This is a genomic window from Yersinia frederiksenii ATCC 33641 (assembly GCF_000754805.1).
Taxonomy (GTDB): Bacteria; Pseudomonadota; Gammaproteobacteria; order Enterobacterales; family Enterobacteriaceae; genus Yersinia; species Yersinia frederiksenii.
The window spans coordinates 2219886-2245943 of the sequence record NZ_KN150731.1 but is presented as its reverse complement, the minus strand read 5'-3'; the positions used below and the strand labels follow the sequence as shown (position 1 = coordinate 2245943).

The window sequence follows — 26058 nt, the reverse complement described above, 5'->3', positions numbered from 1 at the left end:
ACACCATTTGGAAAGCCTGTTTAAACTGCCTATGGCAAGTGGGGCCAAGGCCAGAATTTTACAAATAACAGATACTCACCTCTTTGCGGGGGAATATGAGACCTTGCTGGGTATAAATACTTCCCGCAGCTATCGCGCTGTGTTGGATGCGATTATTGCTGAACAGCGCCCATTTGATCTCATTGTTGCGACCGGTGATTTGGCTCAGGATCATTCTGTTGCTGCTTATCAGAATTTTGCCAAGGGCATCTCGCGCTTGCCTGCACCTTGTGTATGGCTCCCCGGTAATCATGATTTTCAACCTGCTATGGTCGATGCCTTGGCAGATTCGGGTATTGCGCCTTCAAAGCATGTTCTGGTCGGTGATAATTGGCAAATTCTGTTATTAGACAGCCAAGTTTTTGGTGTGCCTTACGGTGAACTGAGTGACTATCAGTTGGAGTGGATGGAACGTTGCCTGGTAACACATTCAGAACGCTATACGTTGGTATTATTACACCATCATCCAATGCCATCTGGTTGCACCTGGCTTGATCAGCACAGCCTGCGTAATGCACACATGCTCGCGGCGGTGCTGACGCGCTATCCGCGTGTTACCACTTTGCTGTGTGGCCATATTCATCAGGATTTGGATCTCGACTGGTATGGTAAGCGTTTGCTCGCCAGCCCTTCTACTTGTGTGCAGTTCAAACCACACTGTACTAATTTTACGCTTGATACTGTGGCCCCGGGATGGCGCTACCTCGATTTACTGCCTGATGGAATACTTGAAACTGAGGTTCGTCGGTTAGCCAGTGATGAGTTCTGCCCGGACATGGACTCGGATGGTTATTGATGAGTACGCTTTTATATATTCACGGCTTTAATAGCTCCCCCAGCTCGGCGAAAGCCACCACTTTTAAAAGCTGGTTGCAGGAGCACCATCCTCACATTGAGATGCTGACCCCTCAATTACCGCCTTATCCGGCGGAGGCCGCAGAAATGCTGGAGAGCATTGTGATGGATAAAGCCGGGCAATCCATTGGTATTGTTGGCTCCTCCCTTGGCGGTTATTTTGCCACCTGGCTTTCCCAGCGTTTTAGTATTCCTGCGGTGGTGGTTAACCCGGCAGTGCGGCCATTTGAGCTGCTCAACGATTATCTGGGCGAAAATGAGAACCCCTACACCGGGCAACAATATGTGTTAGAGTCTCGACATATTTATGATCTGAAAGCGATGCAGATTGAAAAGCTGGCATCACCGGATTTACTCTGGTTATTGCAGCAAACCGGGGATGAGATCCTCGACTATCGTCAAGCGGTTGCCTATTACACCCCTTGTCGGCAAACAGTAGAATCAGGTGGGAATCACGCCTTTGTTGGCTTTGATCATTATTTCTCCCCGATTGTAACTTTTTTAGGGCTAGCAACCGCTTGATATCTGGTGGTTTAAGCTCCACCCAAACTGCGGGTATTGTACCGCAGGTCATTATGGCCTGTCGGGCATGTCTAGCCTTCCAACCATTAGCCGAATATTAATCAAACCATGACTGAATCCAGCTATAACGCTGATGCCATTGAAGTACTCAGCGGTTTAGAACCAGTGCGTCGTCGTCCGGGAATGTACACGGATACCACGCGACCAAACCACCTTGGTCAAGAGGTTATTGATAACAGCGTCGATGAGGCTCTGGCAGGACATGCTCGCCGTATTGATGTGATCTTGCATGCCGATCAATCACTTGAAGTAATTGATGATGGTCGCGGGATGCCGGTTGATATCCATCCAGAGGAAGGTGTTCCAGCGGTTGAACTGATTATGTGTCGGTTACATGCAGGCGGCAAATTCTCTAATAAAAACTATCAGTTCTCTGGTGGTTTACACGGTGTCGGTATTTCAGTGGTTAACGCCTTATCCAAACGCGTGGAAGTCACCGTGCGTCGCGATAGCCAAATTTACAGCATTGCTTTTGAGAATGGCGATAAAGTGCAGGATTTGCAGGTCATTGGCACCTGCGGTAAGCGTAATACCGGCACCAGTGTGCATTTCTGGCCAGATGTTTCTTTCTTCGATAGCCCGCGTTTCTCTGTGTCCCGTTTGTCGCATTTGCTAAAAGCCAAAGCGGTACTGTGTCCAGGTGTGGAGATCGTCTTTAAAGATCAGGTGAATAATACCGAGCAGCGCTGGTGCTATGCCGACGGTTTGACCGATTATCTGATGGAAGCAGTGAATGGTTTGATTACGCTGCCAGAAGTGCCGTTTGTTGGCTCTTTTGCCGGTGATACCGAAGCTATCGACTGGGCGCTGTTATGGTTACCGGAAGGCGGCGAACTGCTGACTGAAAGTTACGTCAACCTGATCCCGACTATGCAAGGCGGCACCCATGTTAATGGCTTACGTCAGGGCTTGCTTGATGCCATGCGCGAGTTTTGCGAATACCGCAATATCTTGCCACGCGGCGTCAAACTCTCGGCAGACGACATCTGGGATCGCTGTGCTTACGTATTGTCAGTAAAAATGCAGGACCCACAATTTGCCGGTCAAACCAAAGAGCGACTCTCTTCACGTCAGTGCGCGGCTTTTGTGTCTGGCGTGGTAAAAGATGCTTTTAGCCTGTGGCTGAATCAGAACGTGCAAGCGGCAGAACAGTTGGCTGAGCTGGCTATTTCCAGCGCCCAACGTCGTATGCGAGCAGCGAAAAAAGTGGTGCGTAAGAAACTGACTAGTGGTCCGGCATTACCCGGCAAGCTGGCTGACTGTACCTCGCAAGACTTGAGCATGACAGAGCTGTTTCTGGTGGAAGGGGATTCCGCAGGGGGTTCTGCCAAACAGGCACGCGACCGTGAGTATCAGGCGATCATGCCGCTAAAAGGGAAAATCCTCAATACTTGGGAAGTCTCTTCAGATGAAGTCCTCGCCTCACAGGAAGTTCATGATATTTCTGTGGCTATTGGTATTGATCCTGACAGCGAAGATTTGAGCCAATTACGTTACGGTAAAATATGTATCCTCGCGGATGCGGACTCCGATGGCTTGCATATCGCGACTCTACTGTGTGCGTTGTTTGTCCGACATTTCCGAGCTCTGGTACGTAATGGCCACGTTTATGTTGCCATGCCGCCGTTGTATCGCATCGATTTGGGTAAAGAAGTGTTTTATGCCCTGGATGAAGAAGAGAAAGCCGGTGTTCTGGAGCAACTAAAACGTAAACGCGGTAAACCAAATGTGCAGCGCTTTAAGGGGCTGGGCGAAATGAACCCGCTGCAGTTACGTGAAACTACCTTGGATCCGAACACTCGTCGCTTGGTGCAGTTGACTATCGGTGATGATGATATTGATAAGACCATGGCAATGATGGATATGCTATTGGCGAAAAAACGCTCCGAAGATCGCCGCAATTGGCTGCAGGAGAAAGGGGATACCGCTGAAATCGAGGTTTAATCGATGAAAGTGACGTTAGAAGAGTTGCAGGCTTTTACCTCGGTCGTTGACTGCGGCTCAATTACGGCGGCTGCGGAACAGCGCAGCCAGACGACATCGGGTATCAGCCGTGCCCTGAGTCGGCTGGAGCAAAAGCTTGCCACAACATTGTTGCGTCGTACCACCCGGCGATTGGAGCTAACTGAAGAGGGTGAATTGTTCCTCAGCCATGCGCGGCAGATTTTGGGTGCTGTGGATGACGCAGAAGAACAGATAGCCCTACGGCGCTTAAAACCTGCCGGGCGGCTGCGTGTCAATGCGGCAGCACCTTTTATGCAGCATGTGATTGTGCCGATGATCAGCGGTTTTCGGGCTTTATATCCGCAAATTATTCTTGAACTGAATACCGACGACCTTAATATCGATTTACTCGAACAACGTACCGATATTGCCATTCGTATCGGTGCGCTGCGTGACTCGACTATCCATGCCCGTTTGCTGGGTGCCAGCCGCGTACGCATCCTCGCCAGCCCTGATTATCTACAACGACACGGCACCCCTCACACCATTGACGAGCTGGCAAATCACAGCTTGCTTGGTTTTACTCAGCCGGAGTTTCTTAACCAGTGGTCGCTGCCCCATTTACCGGGCGGACGTTCGTCAATCACGCCTAATTTAGCCGCATCCAGTGGTGAAACCCTGCGCTTACTGGCGTTACAGGGCGAGGGAATAGTCGAGTTATCTGATTTTATGACCCAAGCGGATCAATTAGCGGGGCGTTTAGTCGAGGTAATGGCCGATAAAATTCTGGAAACCTGGCAGCCAATCAATGCGGTTTATTACCGTAATACCCAGCTTGCGGCGCGTATTACCTGTTTTCTGGATTATGTCAGTGAGCAGATCAAAATGAGCCATTGGCTTAAAGATAACCGCTAACTCGCTGTAATCTCGCCATCGCTAAAGCAATTGAAGTTGCAGCGTGGGTACTGCAACTTCAATAAAGCCGACTAAGCGTTATCTAGAATATAAATAACCACATCCAGCACATCGTTTTTAACCACTTCACGATGCAGATGCATATGTTCCATCTGCAAATGTTGCTCCAGATGCTGAACACTCTGCCACTTTTCCATCATGAAGATAGAATCTGGCGACTTCTTTTGCCAGTCAAGCTGGGTCGGCACATCAATCATTGGTGCGTAGCCACCGCAGCCCTCTTCCGCCAGTACAGCAGGCTGCAGCTTCTCAATGGCCTGCAATACTGCCTGGCGGCGGCCCGGTATAACTTTTATCTCGGCAAAAACAGTAATCATTATTATCCCAACTTATGTGATGACCCAGCTTGTAATGGTATGAAATCACGCCGTCTGGCGGTTAAAATTTTCCGCCAGGTGCTGACGATAACGGCTAATATCACCCTCAATATCAGGTTGCTTAATCACATCATTACACATAAATGTTGGTAATGGCTTCATGCCAAGGAATTGATTGGCTTTATGGAAATGCAGATAAACGCCATCAACACCCACGCCTTCGAAGAACTGATTGGGGTCAGTAAAGGCTTCCAGTGGCGCATTCCAGGTGACTGAAAGCATATAGGTTTTACCCTGAATTAAACCACCAGAGCCATAGCCTTTGCTGGCATCGGAGCGGGTACGACCATCGCTTTGGTATAAACGTCCATGGCCATAGGTGAAGACTTCATCGATATATTTTTTCAAAATCCAGGGTTCACCCATCCACCAACCGGGCATTTGATAAATAACCGTATCAGCCCACAAGTAATTTTCAATTTCACTTTCAATATCATAACCTTGGTCAACAGTTGTGACTTTAACCTGATGGCCGTTTTCCTGTAGGAAATCAGCAGCTACGTTAGTGAGAGTAAGATTTAGCGCCCCCTTGGAGTGCGCAAATTCTTTCATTGCATTAATAATTAATATGTTACTCATTGATGTAATCCTGTTGAAGTGGGGGCTTGAAACTGCCCAACCCGGAATGCTGAGTATGCTAACGATTTTGATGCCAGAGAAAAATGGACAATAATGCATAACACTGTTGCTAAATAAGCAACAAAGCTCTTTGGTTGAATCGTTTTAGTCGCAAATATGCGAAGAACTTGCATTGAATTTGATAGGGTAGAAACCCGTCGCCGAGAATCGCCTCGTTAAGGTATAAACAGTTAATGGTCGGAAGATATGCAGCGTTTCCAACCAGAAATCGATCCCGACACTCAGAGCCATAATTGCCAACCCAATACCTTGCATCATTGTTATTTCATGCATAAATAATCCGTCACCAAAGGTGTTGTAGGGCAGGATATTGCCGGTTTTCGTCATATCTTATGGCTATCCCGCTGATACAGCGGTTATTTACTGGACTTTATCTTTACCGTCGTTCGGTGTGTCCTGAATAAAGGCATTTACGCTATGCTGTTGAATTGCATGCAGGTTGGTCAAATCGTTATCATCGATATTATTTGCTGTTGAGGTTTGTCTTGTGCCACACCGTCGTCGGTGACTAATAACAGGTTTGCCCTAAGAGATAATGTGGCATGGATGAAAGATTGAGATTATCTGTGGGTTGTGACAGTAACCCTGCAGATGAGGTACTATCGCGGGCAGAAATCTACAATGAACTAGCGGTGTCTATCTTGACGTACAGTGATTGCCACCAGAGTCTGAGGATAATTGAGTAATGAGTGATTTGACTCATGACGGTGCAGAACGCTTACCGCTGCACACCTTTACTGAAAACGCCTATCTGAACTATTCCATGTACGTCATCATGGATCGGGCGTTACCGTTTATCGGCGATGGTTTGAAACCGGTGCAACGGCGCATTGTCTATGCCATGTCCGAACTGGGGTTAAACAATAGCGCAAAATTTAAAAAATCTGCCCGTACTGTGGGTGACGTGTTGGGTAAATACCATCCACACGGTGACAGTGCCTGCTATGAAGCTATGGTATTGATGGCGCAGCCATTCTCTTATCGCTACCCATTGGTTGATGGTCAAGGGAACTGGGGTGCGCCGGATGACCCTAAATCCTTTGCCGCGATGCGTTATACCGAATCTCGTTTATCCAAATATGCTGAAGTTTTGCTGGGTGAATTGGGGCAAGGTACGGTTGACTGGGTGCCGAACTTTGACGGAACCATGCAGGAGCCGAAAATGCTACCTGCCCGCCTGCCGAATATTCTGCTCAATGGGACGACCGGTATTGCCGTAGGTATGGCAACCGATATTCCACCGCATAATGTGCGCGAAATTGCGCAAGCGGTGATTGCACTTATCGATAAACCAGCGACCTCTCTTGATGAGCTACTGGAGTTTGTGCAAGGACCTGATTTTCCAACCGAAGCAGAAATCATCACTCCACGTGATGAGATTCGTAAGATTTACCAGAATGGCCGTGGTTCAGTACGTATGCGGGCATTGTGGAAGAAAGAAGATGGCAGCGCGGTCATCACCGCATTACCTCATCAGGTTTCGGGTGCCAAAGTGCTGGAACAGATTGCCAGCCAAATGCGTGCCAAAAAATTACCGATGGTTGAGGATTTACGTGATGAATCTGACCATGAAAATCCGACACGTTTGGTAATTGTTCCACGTACCAATCGTGTCGATCTGGATCAAGTGATGAACCATCTGTTCGCCACCACAGATCTGGAAAGAAGTTACCGTATTAACATGAATATGATCGGACTGGATCATCGCCCATCAGTAAAAGGGTTGCTGGAGATCCTGACCGAATGGTTGGTGTTCCGTCGTCAAACAGTACGTAACCGACTGAATTATCGTCTGGAAAAGGTACTTAAACGGCTGCATATTTTAGAAGGTTTATTAATTGCCTTCCTGAATATCGACGAAGTTATTCATATCATTCGTACTGAAGATGAACCAAAACCGCTGCTGATGCAGCACTTCGCGATTTCTGAAACTCAGGCTGAAGCGATCCTCGAACTGAAACTCCGCCATTTAGCCAAATTGGAAGAGATGAAGATCCGTGGTGAGCAAGATGAGTTAGCCAAAGAACGTGATCAACTACAGGCCTTACTGGCCTCAGAACGCAAACTGAACACTCTGATTAAGAAAGAAATTCAGGCAGATGCAGCAGCCTATGGTGATGATCGTCGTTCGCCGTTGACTGAACGTGGTGAAGCCAAAGCCATGAGTGAGCATGATATTGTCCCTTCAGAGCCAGTAACTATTGTGTTGTCTGAGATGGGCTGGGTGCGCAGTGCCAAAGGTCATGATATTGATCCGACGGGCTTAAGTTATAAAGCGGGTGACAGTTTCCGCGCCGCAGCACGAGGCAAGAGCAATCAACCGGTGGTCTTTATTGACTCAACTGGCCGTAGTTATGCATTAGACCCACTGACACTGCCCTCCGCGCGTGGGCAGGGTGAACCGCTGACCGGGAAGCTCACACCGCCGCCGGGAGCAACCATTGAACAGGTATTGATGGCACCAGACAGCCAAAAATTATTAATGGCATCAGATGCCGGTTATGGCTTTGTATGTACTTTCAATGATTTGGTGGCCAAGAACCGCGCGGGTAAGACGATGATTACCTTGCCAGAAAATGCCAAGGTATTACCGCCATTAGAGATTTATGGGCCGGATGACATGCTGTTATCCATCACTGCCGCTGGACGTATGTTGATGTTCCCAGTTGCAGATCTGCCTGAATTATCAAAAGGTAAGGGTAATAAGATAGTCTCAATCCCGGCGGCAGATGCAGCGGCGGGCAAAGATCGTCTGGTGTGGCTATTTGTCTTACCGCCTCAAACGTCAATTACACTTCATTTCGGTAAACGTAAGCTAACCTTGCGGCCAGAGGATTTGCAGAAATTCCGTGCTGAACGTGGCCGGAAAGGCTCACCGCTACCTCGTGGTTTGCAACGTATTGATCGTGTAGATGTTGATGCACCTGAGCGGGCAATACCTACCGACAATGAAGAGTAATATTCAGCGTCATTAGCATCACAGCGAGTCAATGTAACCGGCGGCGTACGCAATTTGCGTGCGCTGTCGCGTAACATCATTATGGTTAGGAATCTGCGCGGTGTTTTGCCTGGAAGCCGTTATACTAGCGCCGATTAGGTGTCTATAAGTAAGTGTTTAAGAGGTTGTTATGTTATTAATTTTGCGCACTGTGCTGGCTGTTTTATATTGTTTTCTAGTGTGTGTTTTTGGCTCAATTTATTGCCTGTTTAGTCCACGAAACCCGCGCAATCTGGCGACGTTTGCTCATCTCTTTGGCCGGATGTCAGTGCTATTTGGGATTACCGTTGAACAGAGAATTCCCCCAGAAGCGGCAAATTATGGAACTTGCATTTACATCGCTAACCATCAAAATAATTACGATATGGTCACGATGTCGAATGTGGTTCAGTCAGGTACCGTCACTGTGGGTAAAAAGAGCCTGCTGTGGGTACCTTTGTTTGGCCCATTATATTGGCTGACCGGCAACCTACTAATCGATCGTGATAACCGTGCTAAGGCGCATGGTACTATTGCTCAAGTAGTTGAACAGGTTAAAAAAAGAAATGTTTCTATCTGGATGTTCCCAGAAGGGACTCGCAGCCGTGGCCGTGGTTTATTGCCGTTTAAGACGGGCGCTTTTCATGCTGCTATCGCCGCTGGAGTGCCGATTGTACCAATCTGTGTTTCCAGTACTAACCATATCAACTTAAACCGTTGGTCAAATGGCAAAGTTATTGTAGAAATCATGCCGCCAGTAGATACCAGTGGCTATGGCAAAGAACGTGTTCGCGAGTTGTCGGAGCATTGCCGCAATTTGATGCTGGCTAAAATTGAACAGCTTGATGCGGAAATAGCCCAAGAGGCTGCAACAAAAAAATAATCTATCCGCGTACACGAATCCGTTATTCTGCGCTGATTATTTGGCTTGAAGTAAATTGTGTTTTTTCATTTAAACGACTCTGGTCGTGAGCGTTTTGCCGTCCTTCAGCGTTATTCGCAGTCAGGCAAAATATTGCAGTAGGTTTGATTGTGGTTTTCACGGAGAAGATATGTCACTCAGTCGTCGCCAGTTCATTCAGGCTACGGGTTTAGCGCTAGGCGCAGGCTCGTTGCCATTGAGGGCACAGGCTAATAGTACCCAACAACCCTCTTTACCTGTCCCCCCCTTACTTGAGTCTCGTCGTGGTCAACCGCTGTTTTTGACTTTACAGCGGGCACATTGGGCCTTCAGTGGTGGGCAAAAAGCTGCGGTATGGGGTATCAACGGGATGTATCTGGGGCCGACAGTCAGGGTGTTCAGCGGTGATGATGTTAAGCTCATTTACAGCAACCGTTTGACTGAACCGGTATCCATGACGATCAGTGGGCTGCAAGTGCCTGGTACCTTGATGGGCGGTGCTGCGCGCATGATCTCCCCGGGGAGCGATTGGTCGCCAGTCTTGCCGGTGCGACAACCCGCCGCCACCTGTTGGTATCATGCCAATACCCCGAACCGTATGGCACCTCATGTCTATAACGGGCTGGCCGGTATGTGGCTGGTGGAAGATGAAATCAGCAAAGCGATGCCGCTACCGAGCCACTATGGTGTGGATGATTTCCCTATTATTATTCAGGATAAACGGCTAGATAACTTTGGCGTCCCACAATATGACCCACCCGCTAAAGGCGGTTTTATTGGGGATACATTGTTGGTAAATGGTGTGCAAAGCCCGTTTGTTGAAGTTTCTCGTGGTTGGGTGCGCTTACGTTTACTGAATGCTTCCAATGCTCGTCGCTATACCTTGCAGCTCAGTGATGGGCGTCCACTTCATGTTGTTGCCAGTGATCAGGGTTTCTTGCCTGCCCCGGTTGCAGTGCAGCAACTCTCACTGGCGCCGGGTGAGCGACGTGAAGTGGTGATTGATATGTCGCAGGGTAACGAAGTGTCCATTACAGCGGGCGAGTCCGCCGGGATTATGGACCGTCTGCGTGGGTTATTTGAGCCATCAAGTATTTTGATTTCTACCTTGGTGCTGACACTAAAACCGACCGGTTTATTGCCACTGGTGACTGATAATCTGCCAATGCGTTTGCTATCTGATCAGATTTTAGACGGCAGTGTGGTGCGTTCCCGTGAATTCCGCTTGGGTGATGACTTGCCTGGTATTAATGGTGTTATCTGGGATATGAACCGGGTTGATGCTCAAGCTCAGCAAGGCACTTGGGAGCGTTGGACGTTGCATGCGGATATGCCACAAGCTTTCCATATTCAGGGCGTTTCATTCCTGGTAAAAAATGTGAATGGTGCACCAGCAATGGCGGAGGATCGTGGTTGGAAAGACACGGTTTGGGTGGATGGTGACGTAGAGTTACTGGTGTATTTCAATCAGGTTTCCTCCGAGCATTTCCCGTTCTTGTTCCACAGCCAGACCCTTGAGATGGCAGACCGCGGTTCAGCAGGGCAGTTAGTGACGCAGGCAGCACCGACAGTCGGTTAAGGTTTGGGTGGGTAAGTTTGGTTGTTAAAGTTTCACTGCCCTCAACCGGATTTGGTTTCGGTTGATATTCGTTTAGTGATCAACTTATCTCCGCCACCTCAACCGAGCAGGAGGGTAAGCCGGCCCTCCTGCACCTGCGGCTTGCGCGAAACACAGTACCCTCCGGCAGTTTGCAGGCTAATCGATGACTCGCTCCCAGCTCGGTAGCCCCTTTCGCCGGATATTCGTCCCATCCTTGGGACTCACCCCTTTGACGGGTGAGGCATCGGAGGTAAGGTAGCCACTAATCTCATGTCAACCGAACCATATTATTATACGATTATAAACCGAAACATAATTCGGCCCCCATCAACGGATCCCCACATTCAAAATAGATATCCTTCCTCTTTTCATGGATAAATGCGTATAATCGCCGCCCGGTGATGATTTCTTAACCCGAACCACCTCAACTTTCCCCAATTCAAAGAGTGTTGCCATGAGTACCAGCCTGATCCAGCCAGAGCGTGACCTGTTTTCTTATCAGCCTTATTGGGCTGAATGTTATGGCACTGCGCCATTTTTACCGATGTCTCGCGCAGAAATGGACATATTAGGCTGGGATAGCTGTGACATCATTGTCATCACTGGGGATGCCTATGTTGACCATCCAAGTTTTGGCATGGCCATTATTGGCCGCATGTTGGAAGCCCAAGGTTTCCGCGTGGGCATCATTGCTCAGCCAGATTGGACAAATAAGAACGATTTCATGCGGTTGGGTGAGCCGAATCTATTCTTTGGCGTCACTGCGGGTAATATGGACTCGATGATTAACCGTTACACTGCTGACCGCAAATTGCGCCATGACGATGCTTATACGCCGGATAATCAGAGTGGCAAGCGGCCAGACCGTGCCACCTTAGTGTATAGCCAGCGCTGCAAAGAAGCTTACAGCCATGTGCCAGTATTACTCGGCGGTATTGAAGCCAGCTTGCGCCGCATTGCTCACTATGATTATTGGTCAGATACCGTGCGCCGCTCGGTTATCGTGGATGCGAAAGCTGACATGCTGGTGTATGGCAATGGTGAGCGGCCGCTGGTTGAAGTGGCTCATCGCTTGGCCAATGGTGAGAAAATTGCAGATATTCAGGATGTGCGAAACACCGTTGTGATGCGCAAAAACGCATTGCCGGGCTGGAGCGGGGTAGATTCTACTCGTTTGGATAAACCGGGCCGTATTGAAGCTATTCCCAACCCTTATGGTGATGATCTGCCCTGTGCTACGGATACCGTACCGGAGCCAGAAGCTAAGCCAGTGACTGTACGAGCCGCTAAGCCAAAGCCGTGGGAGAAGACCTATGTCTTGCTGCCATCCTATGAAAAAGTGAAAGCAGACAAAGTGTTGTATGCCCATACATCGCGGATTTTACATCATGAAACCAACCCTGGCTGTGCGCGGGCTTTGATGCAAAAACACGGCGATCGCTATATTTGGATCAACCCACCAGCGATTCCGCTCAGCACTGAAGAGATGGACAGTGTTTTTGCGTTGCCTTACCAGCGAGTACCGCATCCGGCTTATGGGAAGTCACCGATTCCAGCCTACGACATGATTCGTTTTTCCATCAATATTATGCGTGGTTGCTATGGCGGCTGTTCATTCTGTTCGATTACCGAACACGAAGGGCGCATTATTCAAAGCCGTTCCGAAGATTCTATCATTCGTGAAATCGAAGAAATTCGCGATAAAGTGCCTGGTTTTACCGGTATTATCTCTGATCTTGGTGGCCCGACGGCAAACATGTATATGCTGCGTTGCCAGTCGCCACGCGCCGAACAAACCTGTCGCCGTGCCTCTTGTGTCTATCCTGAAATTTGCCCACATATGGACACCAACCATCAGCCGACCATCTCTTTATATCGACGCGCACGTGATTTGAAAGGGATCAAAAAAATCCTGATTGCATCTGGTGTTCGCTATGATCTGGCGGTAGAAGATCCGCGCTATATCAAAGAATTGGCTAGCCACCATGTGGGCGGTTATTTGAAAATAGCCCCGGAGCATACCGAGGAAGGGCCACTTTCCAAGATGATGAAGCCGGGAATGGGGAGTTATCAGCGTTTTAAAGAGCTGTTCGATACCTATTCTAAGCAGGCAGGTAAAGAGCAGTATCTGATTCCATATTTCATCTCCGCCCATCCGGGGACTGAAGATAAAGATATGGTTAATTTGGCCCTCTGGCTGAAGAAAAACCGCTTCCGTTTGGATCAGGTGCAGAACTTCTATCCATCACCGCTGGCTAACTCCACCACCATGTATTACACCGGTAAGAACCCGTTGGGGAAAGTGGATTACAAGAGTGAGGATGTGGTTGTTCCTAAAGGTGATCGCCAACGGCGGTTACATAAAGCATTGCTGCGTTATCATGATCCGGCTAACTGGCCGATGATTCGTGCGGCATTAGAAGATATGGGGCTGCAACATTTGATTGGCAGTCGCCGTGAATGCTTGGTTCCGGCTCCAACTCTGGAAGAGCAGCGTGAGGCACGCCGTGCATTCCGTCAGCATACTCCGGCACTGACCAAGCACACCCCAATCACTCGTCAGCGCCAGCCTGTTGGGCGAGCAAATGCCACATCTGCAGGTAAAAAACCGCTAGCGGCTAATAGCGCGTCTGCGGCTAAAGCGGCAGTTAAACCAACTGGTGCAAACAATACGGGTGCAAACAAAACCGGCACAAACAGAGCGCCGGTAAATAAACCTGCTGGCACTGCCAGAGGGAAAACTAAGCATCATTAAGCTGAATGAATTAGCTGTCAGACCCGAAAACATCCGGGTCTGGCCCTAAGCGTTTCCCGCTATCCAGCTTTGAAATGGCCGTCAGTTCATCTTTGTGCAGTTTAAAATCAAACACTTCAAAGTTTTCTCTGATACGTACGGGGGTAACTGATTTTGGGATAACAATCAGCCCACTGTCCAGATGCCAACGGATGACTATCTGTGCTGGCGTTTTGCTGTATTTCTGGGCGAGTTGACGAATAACAGCCTGATCAAACACCCCATCGCCACCTTGTGCCAGCGGGCTCCAGGATTCGGTAGCAATGTGATGTGTGGCATTCCAGGCATGAATCTGCCGCTGCTGTAGTAGTGGATGTAGCTCAATCTGATTGACGGTCGGGGCTATGCCGGTTTCATCAATTAGCCGTTGCAGATGAGGAATTGTGAAGTTACAGACCCCGACACTGCGGATCAAACCTTGTTCTTTCAGTGCTATCAGCTCGCGCCAGGCACTGACATAGCGATCCTGTGTCGGATCCGGCCAATGAATCAAATAGAGATCGACATAATCGAGCTGCAGTTTCTCTAGACTCTCTTCCAGAGCTTGTTTTGGATTACGCTGGCTGTCATTCCACAGTTTCGTGGTAATGAATATCTCATCACGGGGAATGTTAGCTGTTTTCAGCGCCTGACCAACACCGACTTCATTCTTATAAATAGCCGCCGTATCAATTGAACGATAGCCCACTTCCAGCGCTTTGCTGACAGCAAGCTGTGTTTCTTCAATACTTGCTTGCCAAACGCCAAGGCCGAGTTGTGGCATCAGATTTCCATCGTGCAGTTTGATAATGGGTTGCGTTGCCATGTTTATCTCCTTAGCTGAATACCCTTGGTACTTGACGTTGCAGGAAATTAGCTCCCTGCAACGTCATTTTTTGGGTATAGATTTGGGCTGTATCAGCCTATTTGCGTGACCAATGAGGTAAGTTTAGTCGCTGTAGCTCTGTTTATTAGACCGCAGCTTCGTAGATACGTTTGCTATCGGCTAAAGTGATATCACCGTGTTCACCCAGCGCCGTCATGCCGTGCTCTTCCAATTTTTTGATAAGGTCTGGAATTGAGCTGCCATCGAGTTTGTAGGCGGACAGGTGAGTTGCCACGCCCATGCTTTCAAAGAAATGGCGGGTCGCTTCAATGGCTGCATCAATACGTTGCTCTTCAGTTCCTTCATGCAGGCCCCAGACGCGCTCTGCATATTGCAGTAATTTAGCGTGTTTTTGCTGCTTTTTGGCAACCAACAGTGCAGGCAATACCACCGCTAAGGTTTGGGCATGATCCAGCCCGTGGCGTGCTGTCAGTTCGTGGCCAAGCATATGGGTTGCCCAGTCTTGCGGGACACCAGCACCAATCAGACCGTTTAATGCCATAGTGGCGCTCCACATGATATTGGCTCGCACATTGTAATTTTTCGGGTCACTCAAGGCTTTCGGGCCGTCTTCAATCAGTGTTAACAGCAAACCTTCAGCAAAACGATCCTGTACTTTTGCATCTACCGGGTAAGTCAGATATTGCTCAATAGTATGAACAAAAGCATCGACCACACCGTTGGCAACCTGGCGCGGCGGCAAGGTATAAGTGACCTCAGGGTCCAACACAGCAAACAGTGGCTGCACATGTGGTGAGAAGAAATGCTGTTTATCACCAGTGCTACGACGGCTGATAACTGCACCATTATTAGCTTCAGAGCCAGTAGCAGGCAACGTCAGTACTGAGCCCATAGGGATGGCTTCGGTAATATTTCTGCCCATGGTTTCCAGAATATGCCATGGGTCTTGTGGATAATTGACGCCAGCCGCAATGAATTTGGTGCCATCCAACACTGAACCGCCACCCACAGCTAACAAAAAGTTAATTTTTTCTTTGCGGCAAACCTCAATAGCTTGCATCAGGGTTTCGTAGGTAGGATTGGGTTCAATACCACCAAACTCAATAAAATCAAAGCCTTTTAGTGCCTGATGAACTTGATCAAGCACGCCATTTTGTTTGATGCTGCCGCCACCATAGGTGATTAAAATACGTGCATCTGCAGGAATTTCTTTACTCAGTTGCGCTATCTGACCAGTACCAAACAGGATTTTTGTTGGGGTATGAAGGGTAAAATTTTGCATGATGATTTATCTTCCAGCTTATGGGTGATGAACAAACAGCAGTGACTACGCTGCTAATTTTATTGGTAGCTATTGTCGGTAACCTGATGCTATACCTCAATGCACATTTCTGCCTAGCTCTTGCCTATTTCTCCAAACCACTGTAGAAAATGTGCAAAATTCTGCATAATTTATGTCAGATTATTTTAGATAACAGAAGCAGGCGAGGCACCATGGTTGAGGTTACTGATATTCAGGCGCAGATGGCGGGGAAAATTGCTCATCTGGCTCAGGGCAATGGTTTAACACCTTCCGCTGTACCTAAGGTGAGCATTCTATACTCCACCGTTCACCAGCCGCGCACCCCTGTAATGTACACTCCCAGTGTGGTGATTATATTTCAGGGGCATAAAATCGGTTATCTGGGCAGTAAAGTGTTTCAGTACGATCCGAAAAACTACCTTATTCTGACTGTACCTCTCCCTTTTGAATGTGAAACCTTTGCCAGCCCTGAAATACCGTTGGCTGGGATTTATATTCATATAGATAATCAGATGCTACAGGACCTTATTATAGATATCGGTGATGACGAGCTGGATAAACCGTTCAGTAATACATCCGGCGTCAACTCATCGGCATTGACTGAAGAGATGCTGTGCGCAACTGAACGCCTGATGGATGTGATGTCCAACCCACGTGATGCCAGAGTTCTTGGCCCACAAATTGTTCGGGAAATTATCTACTATGTGCTGTGCGGTCAGTGTGGTGGGGCATTGCAGGCATTGGTTAACCGCCATGGGCACTTCAACCAAATTACCAAGACACTACGGCGCATCGAAAATCAGTTTGCCGAGAACTTGAATGTTGAACAATTAGCTGCAGATGTGAATATGAGCATCTCGGCGTTTCATCATAATTTTAAAGCCGTTACCAATACCTCGCCCCTACAATATCTGAAATCTTACCGACTGCACCGTGCAAGAATGATGATGTTGCACGATGGGCTAAAAGCCAGCACAGCAGCCAATAAAGTGGGGTATGAAAGTGCCTCGCAATTTAGCCGTGAGTTTAAACGCTATTTTGGCGTGACTCCCAGTGAAGAGCTTGCCAAACTGCGCGCCGGTTGACTTAGCGCCAGCTTTTACATCGACAAAAAACGGCGCATAGCGCACCGTTAAGTGATAGAGACAGCGAGCCCAGAGCAGGGCCGCTACTCAGTCACACTTTTACGTTTACACCAGACTAAAACCAGCGTGCCAACCAGCCCCAACAGTAGCAAGACAATGGGCAGAATCATCAGTGCCGTCATGACCTGATTTTCATAATGCTTAACCAATGGAATCTGGCTAAGAGCAAAGCCCAGCCCCACGACACTGCCCACCCAGAGCAGCCCACTGAGCCAGTTAAAGAATTGAAAACGTGCGCTGTTCAGACCGGAAATACCTGCCAATGTTGGCAATAAAGTCCGCACAAAAGCTAAGAACCGGCCAATAATGAGGGCCGCTAAACCGTGGCGAACAAACAAATTATGCGCGCGCTGTCGATAATGAACAGGCAACTGTAACAACCATCTTTTTACCACTTTAGTATCACCGAGCCACAGCCCTTGTAGGTAACTTAGCCAACAACCCAGACTGGCGGCAACGGTCAAAATTATCATTGTGGGTAAGAACCCCATAACACCCTTGGCAATTAATGCACCTGCCAATAGCAACAAGCTATCACCAGGGAGGAAAGAAGCTGGCAGTAAACCATTTTCTAAAAAGAGGGTGGTAAAGAGAATGCCGTAAATAACCCAAATCACATTCGGGTCGGCAAGTTTACTAAAATCCTGCTGCCATAAGGCATGAAGGATTTCGCGTAATACATCCATTTCTGTTCCTGTTTGCCTATCGTGTGAGGATATTGTTGTGAGGTCTTGCATAGTGTATCCGTAATGGCACAGACCCACATTGATCTTATCCTCAATAACTAAATTTTTGGGTAGGTATATACGTGTCGTTGACACTATTTGTGTAAGAGAGGATTAATGCGCGGTTATTATCACCGCGCATTAACAAATTATGTCGTGCGGTAGCGATTACTTCACTGCTTTAATGCGTTCAAACCCCGCCACCAAATCGTTCTGCAAGTCTTGCACATTTTCCAAGCCAATGTGAAGGCGAAACAGTGTCCCTTTTATGCCTTCTGCTTCGAACTTACGGATTGCACGAATATCTTTGGGTTGATAACCCAGAATCAAAGATTCAAAACCGCCCCATGAGAAAGCCATACTGAAATGGGTAAAGTGGTCAAGATAAGCCTCTAATTGCTCCTGAGTGAGTTCTTCTTTTAATTCAAAAGAAAACAAACCATTGCAGCCGGTGAAATCCCGTTTGTAGAATTCATGGCCTTTACAGCCCGGTAGCGCCGGGTGATAAACCACAGCAACTTCTGGGCGCTGAGTCAGCCAGTTCGCAATTTCAATACTGTTTTTTTCATGTTGTTTTAAGCGTACACCGAGAGTGCGTAAACCACGGCTGGCAAGATAGGCGGTATCGGCATCAACCATTTGTCCCATCAGATAAGAGTCTTCCCGCAGCTGTTCCCAACAGCGAGCATTGGCAACAGCAATCCCCAGCATCGCATCGGAATGACCAATAATGTATTTGGTACCTGACTGGATGGAGATATCAATATCAAAATCCAATGCTTTAAACAGCACACCAGCCGCCCAAGTATTATCCATCATGATAATCATCTCAGGAGATACCGCCCGAATGGCTTTTACAATAGCGGGAATATCTTGTATTTCCATGGTGATAGAGCCAGGTGATTCGAGGAACACCACTTTTGTTTGTGGAGTAATCAGCGAGGCTATCTTGGCCCCTATCATGGGATCAAAATAGGTGGTGGTCACATTCATGCGCGATAAAATTTTATCGCAAAAACTCTGCGCGGGTTCATAAGCAGAACCGGTCATCAGCACATGATCGCCGGTTGAGACAAATGACAAAATGGCATTACTGATAGCCGCGGCACCACAAGGATAAAGCACACAACCTGCGCCACCCTCCAATTCTGTCATTGCTTCTTGCAGGGAGAAATGGGTCAGCGTGCCTCTACGGCCATAAAATAGCTCGCCATTTCCGCGATTAATAGTGGCATGTTTTTTCGCTTTCACTGAGTCAAAAACCAGCGAAGAGGCTCGCTGGATAACGGTATTGACCGAGCCTTGGGTAAATTTCTTACTCCTGCCAGCACTAACTAAGGTTGTTTCCAGTTTTTCTGTCGTTGGTTTATTTGCAGACATGATTGCGTTGCCACCTTTTTATAATCTGAGCCAGTTATTCTTTGGATAGCATTCATTATTGGAATGTATTCCTTACGTTAGCATGATGATTGTGGTGTGAGAGCAGCTTTCACCATGAAAATAACTCAAGAGGGTGACCCGCTGTTTTCTGTGGGTTTGCCATGGCAAAATGCTGTGTAAGTGGCGAAATAGGGTATTTATTAAGGAATTATAATTAGAGATTAACCTCCTCTAACTTTACATTTCATGTCACTCAGGCTGTACAGCCAAGAATAGTAATCCGATTGTCATGCCTTGTAGTCCCTGATATCAGGGGAATTCTTATTTTTTCTCAAAGAATAGGCTCAAATACTAATGATAATTACTATCAATCCCCCGTTTGTTTGATATGATCGGCAGCTGATTTCGTCCTTAAATTGATATGCATATTGGGTGGAGGCACAGCGTGAAAACAGCTGGCAAAGAGATTAAAGATAAATCATTCGCGCAAGGCCGAGTGATGAAAAGTGCGATGGCATTATTGCTGGTAGCAGGATTAACCGGCCATGCATTCGCAGCACCTGGCAACAGTGGCGCAGTTGCTGCATCTGTTGCGACACCAACAACTGCAACATCAACACCGTTACCAACGCCGGAAATTACTCCAGTAGCGGCCACTCCTGCCAATACAGAAGCAGCCACATCTGCACCTAGGATTCAGCCACTGCCGGCCCCTGCACCAGAAGGGCTGGCGATGGACCTCTCTGTCTGGGGCATGTATCAGCATGCTGACGTAGTGGTTAAAGGTGTCATGATTGGTCTGGTATTGGCATCAATTGTGACCTGGACCATTTTGTTCTCCAAAGGCACCGAGTTATTCCGCGCACGTCGTCGCTTACAGCAAGAGCATGAAGTTATCGGTGCGGTTACGGATCTAGATACTGCATCTGAGCGGGCAGAGGCCTTCTCCACAGACAGTATCAGCGGCCTATTGCTGCGTGAAGCACAAAACGAGCGCCTGCTATCTGCGGAATCAAACGACAATAATGGCATTAAAGAGCGTACCGCTTTTCGCCTCGAGCGCCGTGTTGCTGCAATCAGTCGCCAAATGGGTAAAGGTAATGGCTTCCTGGCAACCATCGGGGCAATCTCACCCTTTGTCGGGTTGTTCGGTACGGTTTGGGGCATCATGAACAGCTTCATCGGCATCGCTCATTCACAGACCACCAATTTGGCGGTTGTTGCACCGGGCATCGCTGAAGCTTTACTGGCGACAGCGCTGGGCTTAGTGGCAGCCATCCCGGCAGTGGTCATCTATAATATTTTCGCTCGTCTGATAGGTTCTTACCGTGCTCAGGTTGGAGATGTTGCCGCGCAGGTTCTGCTATTGTTAAGCCGTGATCTTGATTTGAGCAGCACTGCTGAAGCAAAGTCATCTAAGTTACCTCACCAATTGCGTGCGGGGTGATTTATGGCCATGCGGATGAACGATAACCTTGATGAAAGTAGTGAGCTGCACGAAATTAACGTGACGCCCTTTATTGATGTCATGCTGGTATTACTGATTATCTTCATGGTGGCTGCACCATTGGCAACTGTTGATATCAAAGTCGATTTACCGGCATCTTCAGCAGTACCGCAGCCACGACCAGAGAAACCGGTATTTCTGACCGTCAAAGCGGATAACCAGCTTTATGTTGGTGACCAGCAGGTTGACCGCGATACATTGGCGGCAGCGCTGGATAACGTGACCCAATCTAACAAAGAAACTACTATTTTCTTCCAGGCGGATAAAGTGGTGGATTATGAAACCTTGATGAGTGTGATGGATGCACTGCGTCAATCAGGTTATCTCAAGGTCGGGTTAGTTGGTATGGAAGCGGGCGGTACAAAATAGTCAATTGCAGGCGCGGCGAAGATTACCGCGCCTGATATCATTTTTTCGGTATATTACGGCCTACTTCAGAATCAACACCTACTAATGCCTGGCGAATATCTAGTTCCAGCTCATGTGCATTTTTAGCGAAATAGAAATTCTCTTCTCCTACGCACCTTCTCCAATCAATATCTTCTCTTGGTACATATCCAATAGCGATAAATGCCATTTTTATGCCATTGTCTTTAATTTTCTCACACATTCCATCTTTAATAAGATTCTTACTAATATTATAATACCTTTTCTCTTTATCTGTTTGTCTAGAATCATCCCCGTCAGAAATAATAATCATTAATTTATTATAGCTATTGTCTGTTTCTAAGAATATATTATTCCCTGTTAATATACCTGAACTTATTAATGTTCCTCCAGTAGCCCTGGTGCCTAATATTTTGGATATCGATGTATTATTACGATTATGTCTATCAAAAGTAAAAGCCTTTGACCCCCTTAGACATATACTGTTGTTAGGCATGTCTACCATTTTTATGTTAATGGTATTATCTGCTTTATTTATTGACTCAAGAGTTTTCGTATAGTCAATATTACTCTCAACTATATCAGCTATTTCATCAAAATAAGCCATATTACAGGCGAGATCAAGGGAGTCGTAAATTTCATTAACATAAGATTCATCTAAATCCACTTCATAATGTAATTTATCATTTATCTCATTGATGATTTTTCTGTAATTATTGTAAGTACATTCACCATTTTTAATTCTGTCAACGATATCAAGATTTTTTAATTCTGGGAATTTTTTTAAATCAGAAATGTTATATTTCTCTGAAAAGTTATATTTTGCTAAGTAGTCGCTGCTGGGACTAAACTGGTTTGGGACAAATGGGAAGTGACAAAATGATTCTTTTTCCATATTCGCCAAAGTACTGCTATAAAAATTTTTAGTTCCCCAAGAAAAAGGTACAAAACCAATAATGTCAATATTTACGTTATTATATTTAATTTCATTTTGTATATCTTTAAATATCCGTCTTAATGCCACAATTTTCTTTTCATCACTTTCATCACTTTCATCGAAATATTCATTCATTGAACCTGAGTAATCAGCGACAAATACCACGTCTGTGGGTTTTGAATCCGTAGTGGTATATTTTAAGGCCCTGGCATTATCACTGATACTAACCTCTGGAGAGACTGTTTGAAATATTTTATTTAATATTTTTGTGGGATAATATATCGTCATATCTACCTGGTAATTAATATAGTCTGAATGACTGGTTATATTTATTACTGGTTTTGAAAATTTCTCATTGGGTAAATATGCTTTTGCATAATTAATGATAAATTTGCTATTTTTTTCTTTCTTTATATTATCGTCATCTGGCGATTCATCATTATCAACTGTTAGCGCTAATGTTGCTTGCTCAATGGCATCAGAGAGTCGAGCTTTTTTTTGTATAAAATGAGAAATTTCAAAAGATAAAAAAACCAACCCAATAAAAATAGGTAGAATGAAAATAAATGATAACAATATAGCGCCATTCTCATTTTTTATGAAAATAAATAGTTTATTGAAACTTAGATAGTGAGTCTTATTTTTTAACATAAAGAGCCTTTATTATTACGCTGTGTATATGAAATATGACTGAGTCACCTTTCCACTGTGATAGAAGATGATTTTATGGCACTATCGGATCCTTCTTGGTTTAATAGTCTGTTGTACCAAGATGTATTAAGAGAGCATAGTGTGACCCGATAGAGAGGTATCCATCTACCTGCATTACTGAAAGTTGATAATTGTATTAACTCTCTAAGTGGTTTTTTCGGCTCACAAGCACCGACACCAAATGATAAACTTTTCGTATTATCTATTATTTTATTTTCAATAGCAGATGATCCTGTTGGATTGAAATGTACGGTTTCTACTTTTATTGCAAAATCACGATTAGAATTACCGGCGCTAAGTAACATATTGTCTGCAAGCCTCTTTAATTGATTAACTTGCTCTTGGGATAATATATTATCACCATCATATAATTGTGATCTTTCACGAATAATTCCGGCTAATGAATATGAAGTTCGATCTAGTTTCCCCATAGTTGAGTAATGTTCAGCCATCGAGATGATTAACTTTATAAAAAGAGCGATGATTAAAAAAACAAAGATAAACTCAATAATTACTGCACCGCGAGTATCTGCAATGATATTTTTTTGACTAATTTTCCTGTACAAAAATAACCTCTCGTGAGAGTAGAGTCTTACCCCAATAAGATGGAATAGGAAAAAAAATGGGCTGATATGAATAACGGACAGTATATTTTGCCAGTGGCAGTGTATCGTCATTTGACATGTTATTATTAATAATATCATGTATATCTTGACTAAATTTAACACTTGTTTTTACTGAGTTAGTCTTTGTGATAAAAGAGCCTAACACCCCTTGTTGTGTGAGTAACTTTGCCTTCAATACAGTGTTATAACGGCTATTCTCATTTCTTTGCTTATTTTTAGCTGATTTTACAGCCTCAGAAAAAGCTAAATCTAAACTGGCAGAAATATAAAATAGACGTGAAATTTCCGCACTAAATAGCAGTGTAAATATAAATATAAGAGACGTTATTGAAAACTCTATAGTAATAGACCCTTTATTCGAGTTAACAAGGCGAATGGTTAAATTACGCATTATTCTATTCCGTCGGATAATTTATCTTGATATGGGCTGCTAATCTGACTAATGGCTAATATCAACTCATCGGGTTCTTTCGAGATTTTTTCAGCAGTAATTATTTTTTTCGCGTATTTTTTATCACCAAGTTTAATTAGTGAAAAAACTAAGTTATGTAACATTAAACTGTTCCTTTTACCGGCAAGGTAACTCGGTAATAATATTCTTACTGCATCTGCATAACGGTTATCGAGTATGGCGATAACGGCAAGATTATTCATCGCGGTTTCATCGGAGATAAATAAAGCGCGTGATCTCTCAATAGCATTCTCAGCTTTAGCCATTTCACCACTATTGGCTAAAATAATACCATTAATATTATGTGCTTCAGCACTGTTAGGTGAGATTTTCAATAGTTTATTTACAATAATGCGTGCATCTGTATTATTACCCTCCTTAATAAGGCTCTTGGCTTGCAATAAATAGATAGATTCGCTCTGCTTATGCGCTATTGGTTTGAGATAATATAGAGAGGACTTACTATCACCTGATAGATAATAAGAGTTTGCTAATTTTAATCTGATGTTATCATCTTCTTTTATTTTTAATTTATCACGATATAAGGTAATTAAGCCACTATGGTTATTTGCTTTAGTTAAAATACTTTCACGATAAGTAAATTCGTCCTTACTCGTCTTATCATTCCAAGAACAACCACTTATTAGCAGTATGAAAGTTGAAACAATAATGGACGTATTAAATTTTTTGTACATATGCGAGTATCTCCAATACGCTGGGGGATATAACTAAAACGACAAATGGAATGAGAATAAATAAAAATAGTGGGAAGGTTAATTTTGCTGATAATTTGCTAATTCTCTCCTCTGTGACCAATAATTGCATTTCTCTCATATCTTGAGATAAGTTAATCAGCTGATCATAAACACTTGATCCAAAACTAATGCTGTATTGAAGAGCGCTACAAAACATTTTTATTTCCAGGGCGTTAGAAGAGTGATGAAGTTCTTTTATTGCTGATTCCAGTCCATTTATTTCGGCTCTCTTTATCATTCTAATCATGATCAGACTTAAGTCATGATTTATCAATTCAAACTTTTTCGCTGCATAACTTAGAGAATTATCGATTGTCATGCCAGACTGAACGCATGCTGCAGTAATATCAATAAAGAAAGGTAGTGATTTAAGTACAGACTCAGTTCTTCTGATGATAACTTTATTTATAAGTACTTTTGGTAGATATAAAGTAGTCATCAAGGTTATTAATCCAATGATGATAAAAGTGTCAATGTTAGTTTCTATTATATTTGTTAATAGTAATGGGATTACTATGATAAAACTAGTTAATATAATAATTAATTTAGAGTAAATAGCCTTGTCTAGAATTAATGGTATTGTTATAAGATAAGAAATATTTTTTTCATTGCTGTTTTTTTCATTTTTACTGTCTCTTTCTTCTTGTGATTTATTGTTTATTCGATTATATATTAATATTTTGTTTTCTCTGGACTTAGTTGTAAGGAAAATAGCCACTCCCAAAATTGATAATGAAATAAAAAATATACTCATAGTGTTTTCCTAAGCATTTTTCTTATTACGTAAATACCAATGGCCTCACTGGTGATTATATAAAAAAAGATCATTCTTCCTATAGGGTTATCCCACATTGATTCTATGTTTTTGGCATCAATAAAATAGAGTAAAAGTGAGAATGCAACGGGCATGGCAGATATAATATTGACTGACATCCGAGTTTGAGCGGTCAGTACAGATTTTTTCTGCTCAGTGGTTTTATTTTTTGATATCACTTGGGATAATCTACTCGTTAATTCTTTTAATTGTCCACCTTGTTGAATATTAAGCAAAATAATTGTAATGAGAAAGTAGAATTCAGGATAATTGAAACGTTGATAGGCATCATAAAAAACAGTTTCTGGTGACTCACCAAGATTAAGTCTGCGACAAATAAGAACGAGCTCATGTCCTAATGGTCCACTAACTTCTTGCCCGCAGCGTTCTAGTACATGATTAATACTGGCTCCGCTACCTGATGCCATATTTATCATTAATAGAACCTCTGGGAAATCTTTTTTAAAAAGAGAATGATGTCTCTTTCTTGATAACTTCAATTGAAGATATATAACACTTCCTAATATAAAAAGTGAAGTTATAATGATATTTAATTTAAGAGTGAAAAAGTTAATAATGTAAATGCATAATGAGTAAACGATTGGCGTGAGTATGTGAAGTTTATTATTCTCCTTAACTATGCTGCGTAAGTATTGTACCCACTCTTTGAATGTTTTTTTATAAAAAACAATAAATGAATAATTCTCTCCGATATTTATTACGTTGTTTTTATTGATATTTATTATGGATTTTTTTATTTTCATCCATTTTAAGTTATTTAACAATAGTAATAAAATACCAGATGAGA

24 protein-coding genes are annotated in these 26058 nt (G+C 44.8%); 11 read left to right on the top strand and 13 right to left on the bottom strand.

Translation table 11 applies throughout. The features are described from left to right. Window positions 1–7: 7 nt before the first annotated feature. The 4 genes from cpdA (at window position 8) to DJ58_RS11785 (ending at window position 4335) form a co-directional block, all read left to right on the top strand. Window positions 8–835 carry a 3',5'-cyclic-AMP phosphodiesterase gene (gene cpdA / locus DJ58_RS11770; protein WP_032911266.1) on the top strand — a complete coding sequence of 276 codons (828 nt, stop codon included), beginning with the start codon at window positions 8–10 and terminating at the stop codon, window positions 833–835. Then, window positions 835–1416, top strand: a complete 582-nt coding sequence (gene yqiA, locus DJ58_RS11775) for an esterase YqiA (protein ID WP_032911233.1) — start codon at window positions 835–837, stop codon at window positions 1414–1416. Before cpdA ends, yqiA begins: the two co-directional genes overlap by 1 nt. A 108-nt stretch (window positions 1417–1524) precedes the next feature. Next, entirely contained in the window at window positions 1525–3420 is a 1896-nt protein-coding gene (gene parE, locus DJ58_RS11780) for a DNA topoisomerase IV subunit B (RefSeq protein WP_004709762.1), read from the top strand. A 3-nt stretch (window positions 3421–3423) separates the two neighbouring features. After that, a complete protein-coding gene (locus tag DJ58_RS11785; protein ID WP_004709760.1) occupies window positions 3424–4335 on the top strand; it encodes a LysR family transcriptional regulator in 912 nt (303 codons plus the stop codon). A 71-nt stretch (window positions 4336–4406) separates the two neighbouring features. Here the strand turns inward: DJ58_RS11785 and DJ58_RS11790 are convergent, their stop codons facing one another. From DJ58_RS11790 to DJ58_RS24135, 3 genes are all read right to left on the bottom strand, one after another. Then, a complete protein-coding gene (locus tag DJ58_RS11790; protein WP_004709758.1) occupies window positions 4407–4712 on the bottom strand; it encodes a putative quinol monooxygenase in 306 nt (101 codons plus the stop codon). A gap of 45 nt (window positions 4713–4757) precedes the next feature. Further along, the gene (locus DJ58_RS11795; RefSeq protein ID WP_004709756.1) at window positions 4758–5351 is read right to left on the bottom strand and encodes an NAD(P)H-dependent oxidoreductase; all 594 of its coding nucleotides are present in this window, start codon (window positions 5349–5351) and stop codon (window positions 4758–4760) included. A 144-nt stretch (window positions 5352–5495) separates the two neighbouring features. After that, window positions 5496–5738, bottom strand: a complete 243-nt coding sequence (locus DJ58_RS24135) for a hypothetical protein (protein ID WP_004709754.1) — start codon at window positions 5736–5738, stop codon at window positions 5496–5498. Window positions 5739–6096: 358 nt separating this feature from the next. Here DJ58_RS24135 and parC point away from each other — a divergent pair, with 358 nt between their 5' ends. From parC to DJ58_RS11820, 4 genes are all read left to right on the top strand, one after another. Then, on the top strand, window positions 6097–8370 hold the full coding sequence (gene parC, locus DJ58_RS11805) for a DNA topoisomerase IV subunit A (protein WP_004709752.1): 2274 nt from the start codon (window positions 6097–6099) through the stop codon (window positions 8368–8370). Between the two features lie 169 nt (window positions 8371–8539). Beyond that, on the top strand, window positions 8540–9271 hold the full coding sequence (locus DJ58_RS11810) for a 1-acylglycerol-3-phosphate O-acyltransferase (protein WP_004709750.1): 732 nt from the start codon (window positions 8540–8542) through the stop codon (window positions 9269–9271). Between the two features lie 169 nt (window positions 9272–9440). Further along, complete coding sequence (ftsP, locus tag DJ58_RS11815) at window positions 9441–10868, top strand: cell division protein FtsP (protein WP_004709749.1); 1428 nt, start codon at window positions 9441–9443, stop codon at window positions 10866–10868. A 475-nt stretch (window positions 10869–11343) separates the two neighbouring features. Then, the gene (locus DJ58_RS11820; RefSeq protein ID WP_032913239.1) at window positions 11344–13644 is read left to right on the top strand and encodes a YgiQ family radical SAM protein; all 2301 of its coding nucleotides are present in this window, start codon (window positions 11344–11346) and stop codon (window positions 13642–13644) included. Between the two features lie 10 nt (window positions 13645–13654). Here the strand turns inward: DJ58_RS11820 and dkgA are convergent, their stop codons facing one another. Then, complete coding sequence (gene dkgA / locus DJ58_RS11825) at window positions 13655–14488, bottom strand: 2,5-didehydrogluconate reductase DkgA (protein ID WP_032911232.1); 834 nt, start codon at window positions 14486–14488, stop codon at window positions 13655–13657. 145 nt (window positions 14489–14633) lie between these two features. Next, on the bottom strand, window positions 14634–15791 hold the full coding sequence (gene yqhD, locus DJ58_RS11830; RefSeq protein WP_004709738.1) for an alcohol dehydrogenase: 1158 nt from the start codon (window positions 15789–15791) through the stop codon (window positions 14634–14636). A 212-nt stretch (window positions 15792–16003) separates the two neighbouring features. Here yqhD and DJ58_RS11835 point away from each other — a divergent pair, with 212 nt between their 5' ends. Further along, window positions 16004–16897: an AraC family transcriptional regulator gene (locus DJ58_RS11835; protein WP_004709735.1), complete on the top strand. Its 894-nt coding sequence runs from the start codon at window positions 16004–16006 to the stop codon at window positions 16895–16897. 83 nt (window positions 16898–16980) lie between these two features. Here the strand turns inward: DJ58_RS11835 and DJ58_RS11840 are convergent, their stop codons facing one another. Next, window positions 16981–17643: a DedA family protein gene (locus DJ58_RS11840; RefSeq protein WP_004709734.1), complete on the bottom strand. Its 663-nt coding sequence runs from the start codon at window positions 17641–17643 to the stop codon at window positions 16981–16983. A 207-nt stretch (window positions 17644–17850) separates the two neighbouring features. Continuing rightward, a complete protein-coding gene (gene metC, locus DJ58_RS11845) occupies window positions 17851–19062 on the bottom strand; it encodes a cystathionine beta-lyase (RefSeq protein ID WP_004709732.1) in 1212 nt (403 codons plus the stop codon). 445 nt (window positions 19063–19507) lie between these two features. Between metC and exbB the strand changes: the two genes are divergently transcribed. Beyond that, window positions 19508–20509: a tol-pal system-associated acyl-CoA thioesterase gene (gene exbB, locus DJ58_RS0121810; RefSeq protein ID WP_004709730.1), complete on the top strand. Its 1002-nt coding sequence runs from the start codon at window positions 19508–19510 to the stop codon at window positions 20507–20509. Window positions 20510–20512: 3 nt separating this feature from the next. Further along, the gene (gene exbD / locus DJ58_RS11850) at window positions 20513–20938 is read left to right on the top strand and encodes a TonB system transport protein ExbD (protein ID WP_004709729.1); all 426 of its coding nucleotides are present in this window, start codon (window positions 20513–20515) and stop codon (window positions 20936–20938) included. A 37-nt stretch (window positions 20939–20975) separates the two neighbouring features. On the opposite strand, the gene DJ58_RS23410 is transcribed toward exbD, so the two are convergent. The 6 genes from DJ58_RS23410 to DJ58_RS0121805 all read right to left on the bottom strand — a co-directional run. After that, complete coding sequence (locus tag DJ58_RS23410; RefSeq protein WP_004709727.1) at window positions 20976–22544, bottom strand: TadE/TadG family type IV pilus assembly protein; 1569 nt, start codon at window positions 22542–22544, stop codon at window positions 20976–20978. Between the two features lie 44 nt (window positions 22545–22588). Beyond that, entirely contained in the window at window positions 22589–23170 is a 582-nt protein-coding gene (tadF, locus tag DJ58_RS11860) for a tight adherence pilus pseudopilin TadF (RefSeq protein WP_032911231.1), read from the bottom strand. Beyond that, window positions 23154–23621 (bottom strand): TadE/TadG family type IV pilus assembly protein, encoded by a 468-nt coding sequence (locus DJ58_RS23405; protein ID WP_032911230.1) that lies wholly within the window; start codon window positions 23619–23621, stop codon window positions 23154–23156. The genes tadF and DJ58_RS23405 overlap by 17 nt, the downstream gene beginning before the upstream one ends. Next, complete coding sequence (locus DJ58_RS11870; protein ID WP_032911229.1) at window positions 23621–24376, bottom strand: tetratricopeptide repeat protein; 756 nt, start codon at window positions 24374–24376, stop codon at window positions 23621–23623. Before DJ58_RS11870 ends, DJ58_RS23405 begins: the two co-directional genes overlap by 1 nt. Continuing rightward, complete coding sequence (locus DJ58_RS11875; protein WP_032911228.1) at window positions 24360–25190, bottom strand: type II secretion system F family protein; 831 nt, start codon at window positions 25188–25190, stop codon at window positions 24360–24362. The genes DJ58_RS11870 and DJ58_RS11875 overlap by 17 nt, the downstream gene beginning before the upstream one ends. Beyond that, the coding region (locus DJ58_RS0121805) for a type II secretion system F family protein (protein ID WP_032913238.1) at window positions 25187–26058 on the bottom strand (872 nt) is incomplete at its 5' end. The genes DJ58_RS0121805 and DJ58_RS11875, both read right to left, overlap by 4 nt.

Bases quoted from the DNA above. Each gene is read 5' to 3' on its own strand.
- exbD (WP_004709729.1), top strand. From the start codon at position 20,513: ATGGCCATGCGGATGAACGATAACCTTGATGAAAGTAGTGAGCTGCAC.
- DJ58_RS11875 (WP_032911228.1), bottom strand. From the start codon at position 25,190: ATGAGTATATTTTTTATTTCATTATCAATTTTGGGAGTGGCTATTTTC.
- DJ58_RS11790 (WP_004709758.1), bottom strand. From the start codon at position 4,712: ATGATTACTGTTTTTGCCGAGATAAAAGTTATACCGGGCCGCCGCCAG.
- DJ58_RS11785 (WP_004709760.1), top strand. From the start codon at position 3,424: ATGAAAGTGACGTTAGAAGAGTTGCAGGCTTTTACCTCGGTCGTTGAC.
- parE (WP_004709762.1), top strand. From the start codon at position 1,525: ATGACTGAATCCAGCTATAACGCTGATGCCATTGAAGTACTCAGCGGT.
- DJ58_RS24135 (WP_004709754.1), bottom strand. From the start codon at position 5,738: ATGACGAAAACCGGCAATATCCTGCCCTACAACACCTTTGGTGACGGA.
- DJ58_RS11870 (WP_032911229.1), bottom strand. From the start codon at position 24,376: ATGTACAAAAAATTTAATACGTCCATTATTGTTTCAACTTTCATACTG.
- DJ58_RS11820 (WP_032913239.1), top strand. From the start codon at position 11,344: ATGAGTACCAGCCTGATCCAGCCAGAGCGTGACCTGTTTTCTTATCAG.
- DJ58_RS11810 (WP_004709750.1), top strand. From the start codon at position 8,540: ATGTTATTAATTTTGCGCACTGTGCTGGCTGTTTTATATTGTTTTCTA.
- DJ58_RS23410 (WP_004709727.1), bottom strand. From the start codon at position 22,544: ATGTTAAAAAATAAGACTCACTATCTAAGTTTCAATAAACTATTTATT.
- metC (WP_004709732.1), bottom strand. From the start codon at position 19,062: ATGTCTGCAAATAAACCAACGACAGAAAAACTGGAAACAACCTTAGTT.
- DJ58_RS23405 (WP_032911230.1), bottom strand. From the start codon at position 23,621: ATGCGTAATTTAACCATTCGCCTTGTTAACTCGAATAAAGGGTCTATT.
- yqhD (WP_004709738.1), bottom strand. From the start codon at position 15,791: ATGCAAAATTTTACCCTTCATACCCCAACAAAAATCCTGTTTGGTACT.
- DJ58_RS11840 (WP_004709734.1), bottom strand. From the start codon at position 17,643: ATGGATGTATTACGCGAAATCCTTCATGCCTTATGGCAGCAGGATTTT.
- DJ58_RS11835 (WP_004709735.1), top strand. From the start codon at position 16,004: ATGGTTGAGGTTACTGATATTCAGGCGCAGATGGCGGGGAAAATTGCT.
- parC (WP_004709752.1), top strand. From the start codon at position 6,097: ATGAGTGATTTGACTCATGACGGTGCAGAACGCTTACCGCTGCACACC.
- ftsP (WP_004709749.1), top strand. From the start codon at position 9,441: ATGTCACTCAGTCGTCGCCAGTTCATTCAGGCTACGGGTTTAGCGCTA.
- DJ58_RS11795 (WP_004709756.1), bottom strand. From the start codon at position 5,351: ATGAGTAACATATTAATTATTAATGCAATGAAAGAATTTGCGCACTCC.
- dkgA (WP_032911232.1), bottom strand. From the start codon at position 14,488: ATGGCAACGCAACCCATTATCAAACTGCACGATGGAAATCTGATGCCA.
- yqiA (WP_032911233.1), top strand. From the start codon at position 835: ATGAGTACGCTTTTATATATTCACGGCTTTAATAGCTCCCCCAGCTCG.